This is a genomic window from Phycicoccus elongatus Lp2 (assembly GCF_000367525.1).
Classification (GTDB): Bacteria; Actinomycetota; Actinomycetes; order Actinomycetales; family Dermatophilaceae; genus Phycicoccus_A; species Phycicoccus_A elongatus.
In genome coordinates, this window is the sequence record NZ_HF570956.1 from 3,097,561 (window position 1) to 3,112,676 (window position 15,116).

12 protein-coding genes, 2 pseudogenes and 1 other annotated feature are annotated in these 15,116 nt (G+C 66.0%); of the genes and pseudogenes, 9 read left to right on the plus strand and 5 right to left on the minus strand.

The features are described from left to right. Positions 1-10: 10 nt before the first annotated feature. Both BN10_RS15035 and BN10_RS15040 read right to left on the minus strand, forming a co-directional pair. Positions 11-751: an integrase core domain-containing protein gene (locus BN10_RS15035; protein WP_324603510.1), complete on the minus strand. Its 741-nt coding sequence runs from the start codon at positions 749-751 to the stop codon at positions 11-13. A gap of 206 nt (positions 752-957) precedes the next feature. Beyond that, the gene (locus BN10_RS15040; RefSeq protein ID WP_010850074.1) at positions 958-1,275 is read right to left on the minus strand and encodes a helix-turn-helix domain-containing protein; all 318 of its coding nucleotides are present in this window, start codon (positions 1,273-1,275) and stop codon (positions 958-960) included. A 286-nt stretch (positions 1,276-1,561) separates the two neighbouring features. Here BN10_RS15040 and BN10_RS15050 point away from each other — a divergent pair, with 286 nt between their 5' ends. Further along, positions 1,562-2,194 carry a Dyp-type peroxidase gene (locus BN10_RS15050; RefSeq protein WP_010852096.1) on the plus strand — a complete coding sequence of 211 codons (633 nt, stop codon included), beginning with the start codon at positions 1,562-1,564 and terminating at the stop codon, positions 2,192-2,194. Here BN10_RS15050 and BN10_RS15055 read toward each other — a convergent pair. Further along, positions 2,191-3,378, minus strand: coding sequence for an aminotransferase-like domain-containing protein (locus BN10_RS15055; RefSeq protein ID WP_010852097.1), 1,188 nt, complete (start codon positions 3,376-3,378; stop codon positions 2,191-2,193). The genes BN10_RS15050 and BN10_RS15055 overlap by 4 nt on opposite strands. Continuing rightward, complete coding sequence (locus BN10_RS15060; RefSeq protein ID WP_010852098.1) at positions 3,375-3,980, minus strand: RraA family protein; 606 nt, start codon at positions 3,978-3,980, stop codon at positions 3,375-3,377. The genes BN10_RS15055 and BN10_RS15060 overlap by 4 nt, the downstream gene beginning before the upstream one ends. A gap of 277 nt (positions 3,981-4,257) precedes the next feature. On the opposite strand from BN10_RS15060, the gene BN10_RS15065 reads away from it, so the two are divergent. From BN10_RS15065 to BN10_RS15080, 4 genes are all read left to right on the plus strand, one after another. Continuing rightward, entirely contained in the window at positions 4,258-4,932 is a 675-nt protein-coding gene (locus BN10_RS15065) for a DUF6345 domain-containing protein (RefSeq protein WP_010852099.1), read from the plus strand. Positions 4,933-4,965: 33 nt separating this feature from the next. Further along, positions 4,966-5,475, plus strand: a complete 510-nt coding sequence (locus BN10_RS15070) for a hypothetical protein (RefSeq protein ID WP_010852100.1) — start codon at positions 4,966-4,968, stop codon at positions 5,473-5,475. Between the two features lie 15 nt (positions 5,476-5,490). Beyond that, entirely contained in the window at positions 5,491-5,811 is a 321-nt protein-coding gene (locus tag BN10_RS15075; protein ID WP_010852101.1) for a hypothetical protein, read from the plus strand. Positions 5,812-6,410: 599 nt separating this feature from the next. After that, entirely contained in the window at positions 6,411-10,178 is a 3,768-nt protein-coding gene (locus BN10_RS15080; RefSeq protein WP_010852103.1) for a hypothetical protein, read from the plus strand. A gap of 3 nt (positions 10,179-10,181) precedes the next feature. On the opposite strand, the gene BN10_RS15085 is transcribed toward BN10_RS15080, so the two are convergent. Beyond that, complete coding sequence (locus tag BN10_RS15085; protein WP_010852104.1) at positions 10,182-11,897, minus strand: hypothetical protein; 1,716 nt, start codon at positions 11,895-11,897, stop codon at positions 10,182-10,184. A 499-nt stretch (positions 11,898-12,396) separates the two neighbouring features. Between BN10_RS15085 and BN10_RS16995 the strand changes: the two genes are divergently transcribed. The 4 genes and pseudogenes from BN10_RS16995 to BN10_RS15105 form a co-directional block, all read left to right on the plus strand. Further along, the gene (locus BN10_RS16995; RefSeq protein ID WP_010852106.1) at positions 12,397-12,948 is read left to right on the plus strand and encodes a DUF3558 domain-containing protein; all 552 of its coding nucleotides are present in this window, start codon (positions 12,397-12,399) and stop codon (positions 12,946-12,948) included. A 193-nt stretch (positions 12,949-13,141) separates the two neighbouring features. Beyond that, positions 13,142-13,465: a transposase gene (locus BN10_RS15095; protein ID WP_010852107.1), complete on the plus strand. Its 324-nt coding sequence runs from the start codon at positions 13,142-13,144 to the stop codon at positions 13,463-13,465. Beyond that, positions 13,423-13,554 (plus strand) — a sequence feature (AL1L pseudoknot). It overlaps the preceding gene by 43 nt. Further along, a pseudogene (locus tag BN10_RS17905) lies at positions 13,468-14,100 on the plus strand (DDE-type integrase/transposase/recombinase); the annotation flags it as partial. It overlaps the preceding feature by 87 nt. Positions 14,101-14,228: 128 nt before the next feature. Then, positions 14,229-15,116, plus strand: a pseudogene (locus BN10_RS15105) (IS30 family transposase); the annotation flags it as partial.

The following is a 15,116-nucleotide window of genomic DNA, read 5'->3' on the forward strand; positions in this document are numbered from 1 at the left end:
CTGTCCCGCGTCAAGAAGTTGGCAGGTTTTCGGGCTCGGGAAAGTTGGGTGTCGCCGGGTCAGCGAGGCCCAAGTGGACCTCTCGGGGCCTGTTCCAGGCCAGCGCCTCGTGCGGCCGGTGGGTGTTGAACTCGATGCGGAACGTCTCGGCTTCTCGGACCAGGTCGAGGGCGTCGTCGATCTGCTCGCGGTACAGCCGCTCGTACTTCAGCGACTGGAACGCGCGCTCTCGCACGCCGTTTTGGCCCGGCGACCTCACGCGGGTGCGGACGTGACGCAGCTCGGGTCGCTTGGTGATGAAGGACTCGAAAACGAACGAACGGAACGGGCCGCCGTTGTCGGTGACCAGGGTGATCGGGACGATCTCGCCGGTGTCGGGGTCGGTCAGGTACTCGATGAGCGACTGCCCGTCCGGGAGCAGCCGCTCGGCCTCGGCCAGCGCCAGCTCGACGGCCTCGATCGCGTCGTGCTTGTTCGCCGTCGGCGACCAGTGCCACCCGAACTCGTACTTCGACCAGTAGTCCGCGACGCCGGCGACTCGCCAGGTTCCGCCGGTGGTGGTCTCGTACTCGCTGAAGTCGAACTGCCACACCATGTTCGGCCCGGTCGGAGGCGCCGCGAACGCGGCCTTGCGGGCTGCGGCGAGTTGACGTCGTTCCCGCTGGTAGGACGCGGACAGGAGCAGGCCTTCCTCGGCGAGCACCCGAAGAACGGTCGACTGGGAGAGCCGGTGTCCGGCGTGGCGGGCCATGGCCCACACCTTCCGATGTCCCCATGCCGGATGCTGCCCAGCCAGCGACGTCACGACCTCCCGGTGCGCGTCGCGGGCCGGCGCCGGCCACGGTCCTTTCGGCGGATGCCCAGCCCTGGCCTTGGCCTGCCACCGCCGGTACGTCCGTTCCGGGATGCCGACCAGCTGGGTGAACCTCGCGGTCGGCATCCCCTCGCTGACGCGGACTACCTCGAGGTCCGTGAAGGGCCCAAACGGCCCTCCGCGCTCTTCTTCCACACCCGGATCTCGACCGCGGCCTCACCCAGCGCCCGGGTCAGGTCATCAACCTCGGCCTCCAGCTGGGCCTCCCGAGTCGACGGACCGGTCTTCCCAGCAGCCAAGGCGGACTTGCCGGCCTCGATGAACTCGGCCTTCCACCGCCCAATCGACTGCTCGGACACCTTCTCCTTGCGGGCGGCCTCGGCGATCGAGACCTCCCCGGCAAGGATGCTCAACACGATCCGGGACTTCTTCTCCGGCGGAATCACCGGTGGTCGCCCCATGGCACACCTCCCTGACTCAGGCGCCGATCATGCCCTCATAACCGGCCTGCCAGAAAGTCTGAAGCGGGACATCGCCACGAGCCCGACCAGCCCGACCTCCGCGACCTCCGAGACCTCAGCCCCATGGAACGTCACCTCACCGAACTGCTCACCGCAGCCTGAGCCCCTTCGACGGCCACGGTGCTCGAGGGTGACCCCGCCCGGGGCACCATCACGGGCGCCATCGGCGCCCTCACGGGGGATGCCGTGTGCCTGCAACTCTTCGGGTCGGCCGGGCGGGGCGACGGTGCTCGCCTGTGCCCTCGCAGCGCTCGTCGCGTGCACGGTCTCCCTCCTTGCGACTGCGGTGCCCATTGCCCGGTTGTTCGCCCCGATCGCGGACTGCGTCGAGGACCAGCGTGGCTTCAAGTACCTCGACGACCGCGACCTCATCAACTTCGTCGACGGCACGGAGAACCCGCGCGGCACCGAGCGGGTGGCGGCAGTGCTCGTCCCGAGCGGCACGTATGCCGGGGGAACCCATCTCCTCATCCAGACCTACCTCGACCGCCAGGCCGAGTGGAATGCCCTGACCATCGAGGACCAGGAGGGCGTCATCGGCCGCACCAAGTTCGACGACATCGAGATCCCCGACGCCGAGAAGAAGCCCTTTGCGCACAACGTGAAGAGCAAGGTCGAGATCGACGGCACCGAGATCAAGATGTTCCGTCAAAATCGCGCCATCGGCACCGCCAAGGAGCACGGCACGATGTTCGTCGGGTTCGCTGCCGAGGCGTCGACGCTCACCACCTCCTTGCGCCAGATGATCACAGCTGACGCCGACGGCAACTACGACCACTTGCTCGACTTCGTGACCGCAACGACCGGTGCGATGTATTTCGTTCCGCCCCAGGCATTTCTGGACGCCATGACCGGTTAGGCGAGCACCTCGCGCAGCAGGCCACCCATGGCCGTGACACCTGCGACCAGGCGATCATCCGGCACTCCGGAGAAGCTCATCCGGGCATGGTTGACCTCGGGCTCGGTCGCGAAGAAGGGGGCGCTGGGCACGAGGATCACGCCCGCGCGCGGGATGAGGTGATCGCGCTGGAAGGCAGCCGTGTCGAGGCCCTCGGGGAAGGTCACCCAGGTGAAGAGCCCACCATCGGGCCTGGTCCACCGCACTCCGGCGGGGAAGTGCTCCTCGATGCTGGCGAGCATGAGGTCGCGCTGGTGCCGATAGGTCGGGAGCATCCCGGCGATGTGGGCTTCGATGTCGAATCCGGAGAGGTATGCCGCGGCCGCCCGCATGTTGAGCGTCCCGTTCTGGGTGTCGGCGGCGAGCTTGAGCAGACTGAGATTCTCGCGGATCTCGGGCTCGGCGAGCACCCATCCCAGGCGCAGGCCGGGCGCGAGAATCTTGGAGAAGCTCCCAAGATGGATGACCCGCCCACTGGTGTCGAGGCTCTTGATGCTGGGCAGCCGCTCCCCGTCGTAACGCAGCTCGCGGTATGGCGTGTCCTCGAGGACCATGACGTCGAACTCGTCCGCCAACTCCACCAGTCGGCGGCGCCGCGCCAGGCTCATCGTGCGACCGGTCGGGTTCTGGAAGTCGGGGACGGTGTAGATCAGCTTGACCCGCTGCGTGGTCCGCAACACCTGCTCGAGCGCGTCGGTGTCCAGACCCTCGTCGTCCATCGGCACCGACGCGTAGGCCGGTTCGCACGGATTGAAGGCGATGAGCGCACCCAGGAAGGTGGGGCGTTCGCAGACGATCACGTCGCCGGCATCGATGAAGAGTTTGGCCACCAGGTCGAGACCCTGCTGACCACCTTGGGTGATGAGCACGTCGTCGGGGGCGCACGGCATACCGTCCGCGGTGAGCCGCCCCGCAACGAGGGCTCGCAACTCGGGCGTGCCGTCCGAGGCGGTGTACTGCAGCGCCGACGCATTCGCCGGCGTGAGCAGGTCGTCGTAGATCTTGTGCAACTGCTCGATGGGGAAGAGCGTGGGATCGGGGTAGCCGCCGGCGAAGGACGTGATCCCCGGCTGACCGGCCAGGGCGAGGAACTCACGGATGGCCGAGGGCTGCACCCGCTCGGCGCGGCGCGCGAAGCGGGTCATGAGAAGTGGTCGAAAAGGGAGGAGCCACCCAGGATCGTCTGCTGCAGCGCGGACTCGCGGTCCTCGATCTCGCGCGCCCGCGGAAGCGCCGCCTCGAACTCCTGGGCGGTCCCCACAACCAACCCGTCGTCGTCGCCGACGATCAGGTCGCCGGGCGCCACGCGGACGCCGCCCATGTCGAGCACCGGGTTGGCGACCGGCTCGGCCGTCGCGGCATACGCATTGGGTGCAAAACCGCTGGACCACACCGGAATCGCCAACTTCGCGACCGTCGCCGTGTCCCGGGTTCGACCGCTCACGACGAGGGCCGCGAGCCCACGACGCTGCGCCTCGGAGGCGAAGAGTTCACCCGCCACGGCTCGCTCCCCGTCGCTCGCATCGACGACGAGCACATCGCCGGCCTCCGTGGTGCGCAGCGCGGCGATGACCGGCCGGAGGTCACGATCGGCGCGAGCGGTGACCACCCGCCCGGCGAACCGGCGCCCCGGCACGATCGGCCGGATCTCGTGCGGCAGCACGCGGAGCGCAGGCGCGGCATCGATCAGGCTGGTCGTCGAGAGGGTTGCCAGCGTGGCGAGGAGGGCGGCGGGCTCGGAGGTCATGCCTCACGCTAACCAGAGGAGGCCTCGGTCGGCGAGGTACCACGGCTCCCGCGACAACCCGGTCGGGAGCTTGGACTTCCAGTGCGAGACATAGATTCGCGTCAGTGGCGGCGCATCGCGTCGGCATGCCAGAGCTCCTGGAGCCCGGTCGAGGTCCATGCTCAGGGATCGACCACCCCGCCGCCTGATGCACGTATCAGGGGCAACTCCCCCGCCTCCTCACCAGTGCCGCGCCCGATCTGCGGGTACGGGACACCATGATTCAAGGGGGATGGCCATGGGATGGATCGGCATCGAATGGGTCAAGAAGTACAACGGACTCTCGGGCAATCTGACTAACACCAAGACGCAGGCGGAGGGCTTCTACAACACGCTCTCAGCCGTGCGGCGCTTCAACTGGGGCGATGACGCGGCCTGGGACGTGGACTTCGAGCAGCAGGGTCGGGGCACGCCGAGCGCCGGTACCGACACGACCTGGGCGGACAACGTCGACGCAGTCTTCTTCTCGGGCCACGGCAGCCAGGGGGGATTCCACTTCGGCCGGAAGGTCGACAACTCCGTCGCGAGCAACACCGAGATCATCTGGGGGGATCGGGACCTCGAGTTCGTGGCGCTCGATGCCTGCCTCGTGCTCGAGGAGAAGGGCGTCTTCGACCGCTGGGGTTGGCCGGTCTTCCGCGGTCTCCACCTGTTGTGCGGCTTTCACACCGTGACCGCGGACGAGTCCAACCGAGGTCGGCTCTTCGCGCAGTACCTCAACGCCGGCCGCACGGTCCGTCAGGCGTGGATCCGCGCCGCGCAGGACACCGAGGGATCGGCCACTCAGTGGGCCTATCTGCGCGCCGACGGCAACCGCAGCGACACCTACAACGACCACTGGTGGGGCAAGGGATCCGTGGGCAACGACCCGACCAACCCGACCACCCTCTGGTACGCGCGCGGCGCGTGCTGACCACCACCCCAACGTTTCAGCAAGGAGACCGTCATGCCCGTCACCATCAACCTCCCGAAGCTCCGGCTCCCGGATGCCTACCCACTGCTCACCACCGTGACCAAGCCCTGGGACGAGCACGAGCTCGCCGAATTGGGCGAGCGCCTCGGAGGCGTGCGCCTCGAACGAGAAGGCCTGTGGCACACCGGTCGCAGCGCTCTTCACCTCGTCGAGGTGTATGCCGCGAGCCGCTCCTTCCGCTTCGAGCTCCTCGCCAGTGACGAGCTCGACGGAGCCGCCGATGTCGGCGTCGAGCCGGACAAGGCTCGCGCCATCGCCGAGGACTTCCTGGCCCCCTTCCGCCCGGACGGTGGCGACCTGACGCTCCGCGACATCTCGGACGCGATCGTCTTGGTCAGCGAGTCACCGAAGGCGGACCCCCGCCGATTCGTCACCGCCACCGAGGTGTCCTTCGGCTTCAGCCGTGGCGACATCGGCTTCGTCGGTCCGGGGGCCAAGGCCCGCGTGTCGGTGCGGCCCGACGGGAATGTGGCTGCGGCATAACGGTTCTGGCGCGATGTGGAGGAGCGCGGCAGCGTCCCCGCTCGAAGTGCCGACGAGATCGCCCAGGCGTTCGGTGCCTCCCCGACCTTCGGGCGGCTGACCGACGACCTCGTGAAGGTCGAGATCACGTCCGCCGAGGCCGGCCTCTTCGCGCTTCCGCCGACCGAGGTTCAGGACGTCTTCCATCCGGCCCTCGAGCTGCGGGGGACCCTGACGACCGAGGACTCCTCGGTGGGCTTCTGCACCTATGTCTCGGCCGTCGACCCTCGCCGGATGGTCAGGGAGCGCCACGAGGCACGTCGCCGCAGCCCTGCACCACCCGAGCTGGTTGCCTGATGCGGTGGGTCGGCGAGGTCGCCGTGCCAAGCGTCAGCGGCCGCCTCGTCAGCAAGGCCGACCCGGCCCACAACGACCCTGTGCAGGCGTTCGCCCAGGTTCCAGCCGCAGTACCTGGCCGCGGTGCCCTCGTAGGGCGAGAACTCGCCCTCGACCCCAGCCGGACGTACCAGCCCCAACAAACGACAACACCCGGACCTTGAGGGTCCGGGTGTTGCCGATGCCTTGAGACATCACAGAGTGGGTAGTTCCCGAAAGTCCATGACCTGCGGCGACCTCGCGACCAAGCTCACCGCTGGCACAGGCGGCGATGTCGGCCAAGCACCGCGCGGCATCGCGACCAATCGGGACGTCGGGCTCGCGTCACACCGCCCACTTAGAGGAACAACTGACCGACCCGAGTGACGCGGCAAGAGACCGCGAAGGGGGTCCCAACGCCACACTGTGGAAGTCCTGCCCCGGTCTGCGAGAGCTGCCCTTCGTTCCGGTGTTGTCGGGACAGTGTGTGGGACGACCCAGGGTGTCGGTCCTTACGGCTATCGTGCGGTCCAGCTCGTAGGGAGGACCGGGATCAGACACTGGCTCGAAGGTGGCAGTTCATGGGCAAAGCACGACCGAACCGCAGGCGGAAGGCTCTGCGCCGCCACATCGGCCAATTCGACTCGGAGAGCCTCTGGCTCCTGCTTGCTGCAGCTGGCGCGTCCCCGGCCGTCAGGCACAAGTGGGTCCGCGTCGGCCACCTGGTAGAACTCGCGTCCAAGACGACGGGCCTATCCGGCAGGCACGCCGAACCCGGCGTTCTGCACGACCTCCTCGAGCGAGCTGCCGAGTCGATCGGCAACATCTACATGTACGAGGACTACCTCCCCGAAGACCCTCGCGACAACGTCCGGGTTCGGATCTCGGACTACACGCTGCGCATCGGCCCAGGCGACATCGAGCGCCCGGTCGCCGACATCGACCGCGCGCTGCTGGTTTCGAAGGCGATCGATCCGCTCCTGATTGACCGCATCGGCTTCGGGGTCCGAGACTTGCTTGACGTCGTTCTTGGTTACCAGGACACGGCCATCGCTACCGTCGCGGAGTCGTGGCCGGAGGGCGACATCGATCTCAACGGGGACACGGTCGTGACGACTGAGGAAGTCGAGTCCGCCGAGCGACTTCTCGCCCTCGGCACGCCTGAGGATCTGCTCCCTACTGATCGGCACCGCCTCGCGCTGAACTGGATCACGTGCACTTCCGCAGCCTTGTCCTATGACCCCGGGTCGCGGCAGAGTCCGGTCGGACGCTTCCTTCGAGTTGAGGACCCGTCCTGGGTGGAGCCGCGCTGGTTGCCGCTCCACTTCGTTCCTGGCGCCCTGGCTCAAGCAGTCGGCGAGTTGGCCGCTCAGGTGGCAACTGATCCTGTTGCACGCCGACGCTTCGCAGAAGTCAGCGCGGCTGAGGCCCGCTACGCCCTGTGGAGGTTTGGTGACGTCTTCGGGCCGCCCGACTATGAGGGCGCACCGATGGCGTCGCCGCGCAACGTAGTCCAGTGGGCCTCGTCGCCCACTGGGAGGCACTTCGTTCTGGTGCAAGTTATGAGTGAACTGAGCGTCGAGCTGTTCGAGATGCCGGAGGAACCGGAAACGCTGCGCGCAACAAAGTCGGCAGCGTCCGACCCAGCCAACCCCCGCAAGGTCTCCATGACGTACGGCGAGATGACATTGCGACCGGGAGCCGAGGTCGTCCCTCTTCTCGTCGTCGCGAGTCCAAGCCACATCGCCGCGTTCGTGCGGCCCGGTCTTCCCGCGGTGTCGTTGGACGACCTGCGTTGGATGTCGAAAACGGCGGACTCCGAGTTGGACCTCTTCAACTACTGCCGCGACATGTCCAGACCCGACCTTCCACAGTTCATGGGATGGGAAGCGATCAATATCTGGGAGTGGTGGCGGTCCAACGGCCAGAGCTTCTTCTCCGGCGGCCAGGCGCCAAGTCTGATGATGATCACGCCTCACTGGGGAACCGCGGAGTGGGTGCTTGGCGCGAAGCGCACTCCCGTCGAGGTAGCGCTTGCTCGCTTGGGCTTGCCCCCCCTGCGAGATCTGGAAGCCGACCCCGAAGACGATAACGTCGGCCCCCGACTCCTCGCCGGACGCGTCCGAGACTCCACGCCGGTAGAGGCCTGGAGGGGGCGCCACAAGGCGCCGGACCCGATCGGTTGGTCGGTCCATGTCAGTGAGGTTCCTGTTGCCGTCGAGGCACTGCGGACGGGTTGGCCGGAGGAGCAGTTCGCGTTCCTGTCTGACCTGGCCATCGGGCTCTCCTACGCTTTCGAGCAGATCACCCATGTCTGGGTTGAGGCTCACCGAGACACCGATGTTCGCGGATACGTCTTCAACCTGACCACCGCCTCTTCGGGCGGCGGCGAGTTCCGCCTTCTACGTACGTCACCCACAGGTGCGTATAAGTCACCCGACAAGCCAGACGGTGTTATCACCGTTGAAGTCGAGGTCGACCTGGATCCGACCCTGGATGACAACTTCGACGTGACTGCGGCGTTCCAAGGGTCGATGGCAGCGGTGATCGCTGACGCGGCCTGTGCGGCTGGCGTTTCCCGAGTCGCGAGCGACGCCATCAAGGCGGCGATCATGAGCGGTCCCCCGACCTTCGCCGTAGAGACACTCCGTCCGCTGACGTCGAGGAACCACTTCAGCAACCCGGTTCCCCTTAACGAAGCTCTCGTGTCGGTCGTCGACCGCAAGGTCGCCGAAGCCGTGAGCGCTGCCGGCATTGAACCCGGCGAGTACCGCGGCACTCCTGCCAAGGCGATTGACCGGGACGTGCTCGCACCTACCGCACTCGCCATTCTTGATGCTGCTCTGGCGAGCCACTCTATGGACGAACTCCTGCAGTTCGGGATGGAGCAGATCGAACGGTGCCTCGCACACAAGTCCCGGGCGCAGATCACTGCCCAGCACGCGACCGACGTCTTGCGGGTCGGCTGGGACCCGCTGGAGCGACTCCATGCTTCCGAGAGTGAACTCAGCACGCTGAGGCGCTGTATCGAGCTGGCGATGGAAGCAGCGCTCCGGAGCGCACCGTCCGGGTCGGCTCCTGTCGACGACCTCACCTGGAGTGAGATCCTCGCCGCTGCGCGCGTGTACCTCGCGGCGACGACGCGCAGCGAAGCGATTCACCACCAAGTCGGCGAAACGGTTCTGGAGATCAGCACGTCGTTTGAACTCTCGACGAAGCCGGCCGCCTCGAGCGATCGCGGTGGGACAATCTCGGGCAACGGATCCGGTTACAACTTCGACAATCAGGCCTATGCCCGCGCCCGACTCGCGCCGAAGCGGAAGGAAAGCAGCGCTCCCAAAGACGAAGAGAAGAATGACCCGCCTGAGGAGTCGGACGGCACCGACGCAGAACCCATCCCGGCGGGCATCAACGAGGCCATGCTCAATGCTTTCGGAGCATCCGCGACGGACGTTTTCGGCGTGCTTACCACCGCCGGAAGCTGGCCCCTCGCACCTGCAGACCCCGATGCTGTTGTGATCGCTCCAGACGCGCTGGCAGATCGGGTGATGGAGCACTCGATCCACCCCGAAGGCGTGAAGACTGAGGTCGCCCAGAAGCGCGTCCTCGAGGCGATCAAGCACGTCACCAGCACTTCAGCTGAGCTGTCGGCCACGGACTGGAAGCCTTGGCAGGTCCGTAGCAGGAAGCGCAGGCTGATGATTCAGCCGCTCGCTCAGCGCTCTGACGGCCTTCTCGTGGTGTCTCCTCGCCTCTGCCTCGCTACGGCGAACATCTACCTGCAGTACCTGAAACAAGGTCAGTTACCTTGGAGCCAGCCTGCGCCGCCGGCGGCGTTGAACACGGTGTTGGAAGCGACTCGCGATGCCCGGAACCAGGCTCTCGAGCGTCAAGTCAGCAAGGTCCTGGCCGACGCAGGCTGGAGGGTAGTTTCGAACATCAAGGAGACAAAGCCGGAGAGGCTGGCGGTCCCGTCGCTGCAGACTGAGATCGACGTCGTCGCGGGGCGTGCAGGGGACCCGAACATCTGGATCCTCGAGGTCAAAGACCCTACTGATGTCTTCGCGCTGGCGGATATTCGTCGGATGCTGGATCGCTTCTTCCTAGATGACAAGAAGCCTTCGTACGCAACGCAGTTGTCTCGGAAAATTGCTGATCTCGCTCCGCACGCGGACTCGGTCGCCACGGCCCTTGAACTACCCACCGCTGACCCGGCAACTCCGTACCAAGTGCGTGCCATGTTCGTAACCCGCGAGCCAACTCCAGCACAGTTCGTTGGCGCACCGTTCCCGTTCACGCCCCTCGCTGACCTAATCGAGACGCTGGAGGAGCCTCCGGATCAGCCGTAAGCCTCAGCTCGATTCGACCTGCGGCCTTCTCGGGGTCGCCTCGACAAGGTCAGCCACGTGGTTCAGCGCACTGGTCACGTTCACCGTCATGTGGGCGAATGCTTCCAGCGGCGCCATTCCGTCGATGCCGAGCCTGGCGCTCGCGGCGCCGGCTTTCGACCCGCCAAGGTGAGCGACCCCTCCTGCGGAACGGAACGCCTGGAGGGCAGCAAAGATCTCCGCAGCGTCTTCGGTGTCACCCAACGACGAAAGTAGACGGCGCAGGAGCGAAATCGACTTCTCACCGGGCTCGCTTCCACCGAGGAACTCCTTCAACGGCGCGGGATCGATCCCATCGACCAGGGACTTGGTGAGAGTGATCGTCGGAGCGGTCAATGCAGACGGATCGTTGCTCGTCGGGCCCAGTAGCGCCTCGAACTCGGTAGCCGCCTGAGGATCAAGTTCGCGCCAGGCCGCTGAACCAAGCAGCGCCTTAGTCGCCTCGGCGGCTCTGCGTCGAGCTCGCCGAAGGTCGCCGACGGGGTCGGGTGACCCAACGGACTGGTTCAAGAAGTCTCGGCGGAATCGCCCTTCGTCCATCGTTCCCTCGGGAGGGACGTTGTGAGCGAGCCAATGCGTCTGTTCACCTTCAGGCAGCGCCCCAAGTTCGCCTAGGTAGACCTCAATCAGTCCAGCCGTGTTGGTGCTGATGTCAAGGCCCCAGAGGTCCAGGCACCAGATTCGACCGGCCGTCACCCTATAGCGGCTGGGCTCACTCGCGTACCGGTTGAGGACTTCGCGGCTGAAGTAGACGGGAGTCATAGAATGCAGGCGCGAACTGTCGGCGTAGTCGCCCAGCATCCTTGGGTTGCACGTGTGACGTCTCATGTCGCCCGTACGAGGGTCGACCCCGAAGATGTACTCGACGTAGTTCTTATCAGCGTTCCGCGCATCGAGCCGGCGCACGCGTGCGGTGACCGCGCCCGAAACGACGTACTTACCCATCACGTTTGAGAACGCGGTTACATCCGTGAGGCCGTCGTCCTCCATCGCGAACCAGTCGAAGTTCGACCAGGCCGTGCGGTGGTTGGCGTCGACTCGTGCGAACGGGTCGATCTCGTCGGTTGTGAGGAGCGTGTAGTCCTTCTGGACAAGCAGTTCACGACCCGACGCGGCCAGGAAAGTGCGCATCTCCAGAGCCGAGACCTCGACCTTCCATTCCTCCATGGAGATGGCGATCCGGATCAGTTCGACGCTGCGCCCTGCCGAGTCGAAGTACGACCAGCCGCGGTCGCTTGGGAACGCGTCCCAGTACCAGAGGAAAGTGGGCGTGATCTCGAAGGTGGGAATCACGAACCCGTGGTGTTCACGAACAGCAGAGAAGAAGACCAGTCCGCCGTCGCCGTTGCGGCTGGCGGTCAGTCCGTCGGAGAACTTACCGTCGCTCCAGACCTCGACCTTGCCGATGTCACTTCGCCCCGCCCAAGGGGTACCCGAGTGCAATACGGGATCTCGGGCTCCATCGTCGATGAGGACGCAGTGAGTGCCTCCGTACATGTCGTCCGAGCGATGGAAATGTTCCTCGATGGTCAGCCACCCCGTCGGGTCAGGACAGATGCGCAGCAGTTCCGCTTCCGGCCAGAGCCCGGCGGGATGGTCGCCGTCGGGGTGGGCCCAAAGGCGTCCTAGCGTCCGCGGTCCGTCGTGAACTTCGTAGCCCGGGATTGAAGGAATGTGCACGCTAAAAGTATGCGCTGAAACACCGACACCTCGTCGCTCCAGGTTCCACTTGCTCGGGCAGGCTGACTGACGCAGGTCGGTAGTCAATTCCGCGGAAGCAGACGGAGTCTGCGCGCGTCATTCCGTCGCCTGGCCAACGCGTCCCCGGACGGCGGTGGCTCGTCAGACTTCGTCTGGACCCAGGGGTCGTTGTGCCAGGCCCGCAAGTTCGATGCGGTTGCGTCGCCGATCTTGCGCAGGATGTTGGACACGTGACTACTGCCGGCCTGTCGCAAACGTTCGCGGGTCGCGTTGCGTCGTAGCGCCGCCTGTTCGTCCTTCGGTCTGGCGGGATGGGGCCGATCTGGTGAGGTTCGATGGCCGTTGTTGACGGCCGCGTCTGGGTAGGGTGCCTCTCGGCCCAAAGCCCACTCGAAGGGCAGCAGTCGGTCCAGCCCCATGTTTGAGATTCATCTCTTCTGCTCCCGCCTACGGGTGCCCACTTCTCTCGAAAGGGATCATGAACTTCACGTTTCCTCTAATGAGTCTTGCAACGACTGTCCTGCTTGTCGGCTGCTCGGCAAGCAGTGACGAGACGACCCAGAGTGCCGACAAGCCCTTGGCCGCTCTGTCTTTGGCTGACTTGGATCCCGAAGCCCTATGCGCTGCAGCCGTTCCTGAGAGTCAGCGGGAACCACTGCACTTGACCGAAGTCGCGCCGCATCAAGATGAGGGAGTGACTTCGTGCTACTACCTTCAGGTGCCGGGGGAGACGAACGTCAATCGTGGCTATGCAGTGTCGGTCTACGCGTCCTTGGCCGAGTTGAGGGGTTCGGTGAACATCGATGCAGGCGGCACTCTCCCTCGGCCCGTTGCAGTCGGCGATCTGCCGGGCGCTGAGCAGTTAGACCTAGGTGATGGGCAATGGTCTGCCGGGATCACTGTGGCTGCCACCGAGGGCAGGTACGTCCACATGAACTCTTGGGCTCCCCAAGGCGTCCTTAGCGAGGACGACCTCATACGCAGAGCCCAGGAGTTCTCGGAATCGGTCAGCGCAAATCTCACCGACTGAGGACGACTGCTCTGCCATGACGTGTGTCGACTTGGGTCTGCGTCACACCGCCGCCTGTTCACCCCAGTCCCCGGCCATTGGCAGTCTCGCGACGAGGAGTTCCAATGGCGCTTGGGGATGTCGTCGAGGCGCTTCTCATTGAACCGCACTGGATCTCCTGGAGGGTGGTGATTCAGCAAGGGAGACTCTCGTCATGGGAGCAGCACGCAAGTACGACAGCGAGTTCGTGGAGCGGGCGGTGCGGATGTACCGCGACTGGCTCGCGTCAGGGACCGACTCCAAGGTCGGCGCCCGCAGGCACGTTGGCGCTTTGTTGGATGTGAACCCGGCGACGTTGCGGAACTGGATCGAGGCCGAGTCTCGGGCCTCACGGCCGGCGCCGGCCGGTGAGGTCGTTGACGCGTCGGAGGTGCGAGAGCTGCGGCGGGAGAACGCCGAACTGCGCCGTACCGTCGATATTCTGACCACCAGCGCCGCGTATTTCGCCAAGGCGGAGTTCGACCGCAGAATCAAGTGATCGTGGCCTACATCGACTCCCACCGGGAGCGGTTCGGCGTCGAACCGATCTGCGCGGTGCTCTCCGAGCACGGTGTCCCGATCGCGCCGTCCACGTACTACGCCCACAAGGCTGCGACGGTCTCTGCGGCGGTGCTGGAGGACGCCTACCTCGCCAACGCTCTGTACACCCTGTGGGTGGAGAACTGGGGCGTGTACGGGGCGCGAAAGCTGTGGAAGGCAGCCCGACGGGCCAAGCTCGACGTCGGCCGCGACGAGGTCGCCCGGCTCATGCGGATCGCCGGGATCCGCGGTGTCGTACGCGGCCGGCTCACCACCGTCACGACCCGATCAGAGGGCTCGGCGACCAGGCACCCGGACCTGGTCAAGCGAGGCTGGGACACCCCGACAGCCCCGGACGAGCTGTGGGTCGCGGACTTCTCGTACGTGTGGACGTTGACCGGGTTCGTGTACGTCGCGTTCATCGTCGACGTCTTCTCCCGCCGGATCCTGGGCTGGCGGGTGGCCACGGGCAAGCAGACACCGTTGGTCACCGATGCGCTGCACCAGGCCCTGACCACCAGGAAGGTCAGCGAAACCGGTTGGGACGCAGCCGGATTGATCCATCACTCGGACGCGGGGAGTCAGGGCGGATTCAACTGGTCGTCGCAACACCTTGATCACGGAGGTGTGTGGTGGCGACGAGCGACTGGAGCAGGAAGACGAGCGATGCGCCTGAGGGGCTGCGGCGGCAGTGGCGTGCTGATCGGGCGTTGCGGCCGGCGATGCGCTCACCGGGGCGACCTGACCCCTCGCGGGTGGTGCAGCGGCAGTTCTGGCGACAGATCGCCACGGGCGTTACGACGGCGGAGGCATCGATCGCTGTCGGGGTGTCGGTCCCGGTGGGGATGCGTTAGTTTCGTCACGCTGGCGGCATGCCGCCGATCAGCCTTGCCGAGCCCACAGGGCGCTATCTGACCTTCGAGGAACGCGAGGGGATCGCGATCCTGCGTGCAAAGGACAAGGGCGTCGTGAGATCGCCCGGGCGATCGGTCGCGACCCGGGGACGGTGTCGCGCGAACTACGCCGCAACGCGGCCACCAGGAGCGGGACGCAGGACTACCGCGCTGGTGTAGCGCAGTGGAAGGCGCAGCAGGCCGCGAAACGCCCGAAGACCGCGAAGCTCGTGACCAACGACCGGTTGCGTGAGTACGTGCAGGACCGGCTCGCAGGGAACGTCCGTCGTCCCGACGGCACGATCGTGCCGGGTCCGACACCGCCGCCGTGGGAGGGGCTGAACAAGCCCCACCGGGCGGACCGGCGATGGTCGACGGCATGGAGCCCGGAGCAGATCGCGCACCGGTTGAAGGTCGACTTCCCCGATGATCAGTCCATGCGGATCAGCCACGAGGCGGTCTACCAGTCGCTGTTCATCCAGGGCCGTGGCGGGCTCAAGCGCGAGCTGGTGACCTGTCTGCGCACGGGCCGCGCACTGCGGGAGCCGCGAGCCCGGTCCAGGAACAAGGCGCAGGGTCATGTGACCGCGGATGTCGTCCTCAGCGAGCGTCCCGCAGAGGCTGAGGACCGCGCCGTCCCCGGGCACTGGGAAGGCGACCTGATCATCGGGACAGGCCGCTCAGCGATCGGCACGCTCGTCGAGCGCTCCAGCCGCG

What these genes read in the sequence shown, in the direction of transcription:
- BN10_RS15035 (WP_324603510.1), bottom strand. Translation starts at nt 751, where the DNA reads ATGGCCCGCCACGCCGGACACCGGCTCTCCCAGTCGACCGTTCTTCGG.
- BN10_RS15040 (WP_010850074.1), bottom strand. Translation starts at nt 1,275, where the DNA reads ATGGGGCGACCACCGGTGATTCCGCCGGAGAAGAAGTCCCGGATCGTG.
- BN10_RS15055 (WP_010852097.1), bottom strand. Translation starts at nt 3,378, where the DNA reads ATGACCCGCTTCGCGCGCCGCGCCGAGCGGGTGCAGCCCTCGGCCATC.
- BN10_RS15060 (WP_010852098.1), bottom strand. Translation starts at nt 3,980, where the DNA reads ATGACCTCCGAGCCCGCCGCCCTCCTCGCCACGCTGGCAACCCTCTCG.
- BN10_RS15065 (WP_010852099.1), top strand. Translation starts at nt 4,258, where the DNA reads ATGGGATGGATCGGCATCGAATGGGTCAAGAAGTACAACGGACTCTCG.
- BN10_RS15070 (WP_010852100.1), top strand. Translation starts at nt 4,966, where the DNA reads ATGCCCGTCACCATCAACCTCCCGAAGCTCCGGCTCCCGGATGCCTAC.
- BN10_RS15080 (WP_010852103.1), top strand. Translation starts at nt 6,411, where the DNA reads ATGGGCAAAGCACGACCGAACCGCAGGCGGAAGGCTCTGCGCCGCCAC.
- BN10_RS16995 (WP_010852106.1), top strand. Translation starts at nt 12,397, where the DNA reads ATGAACTTCACGTTTCCTCTAATGAGTCTTGCAACGACTGTCCTGCTT.
- BN10_RS15095 (WP_010852107.1), top strand. Translation starts at nt 13,142, where the DNA reads ATGGGAGCAGCACGCAAGTACGACAGCGAGTTCGTGGAGCGGGCGGTG.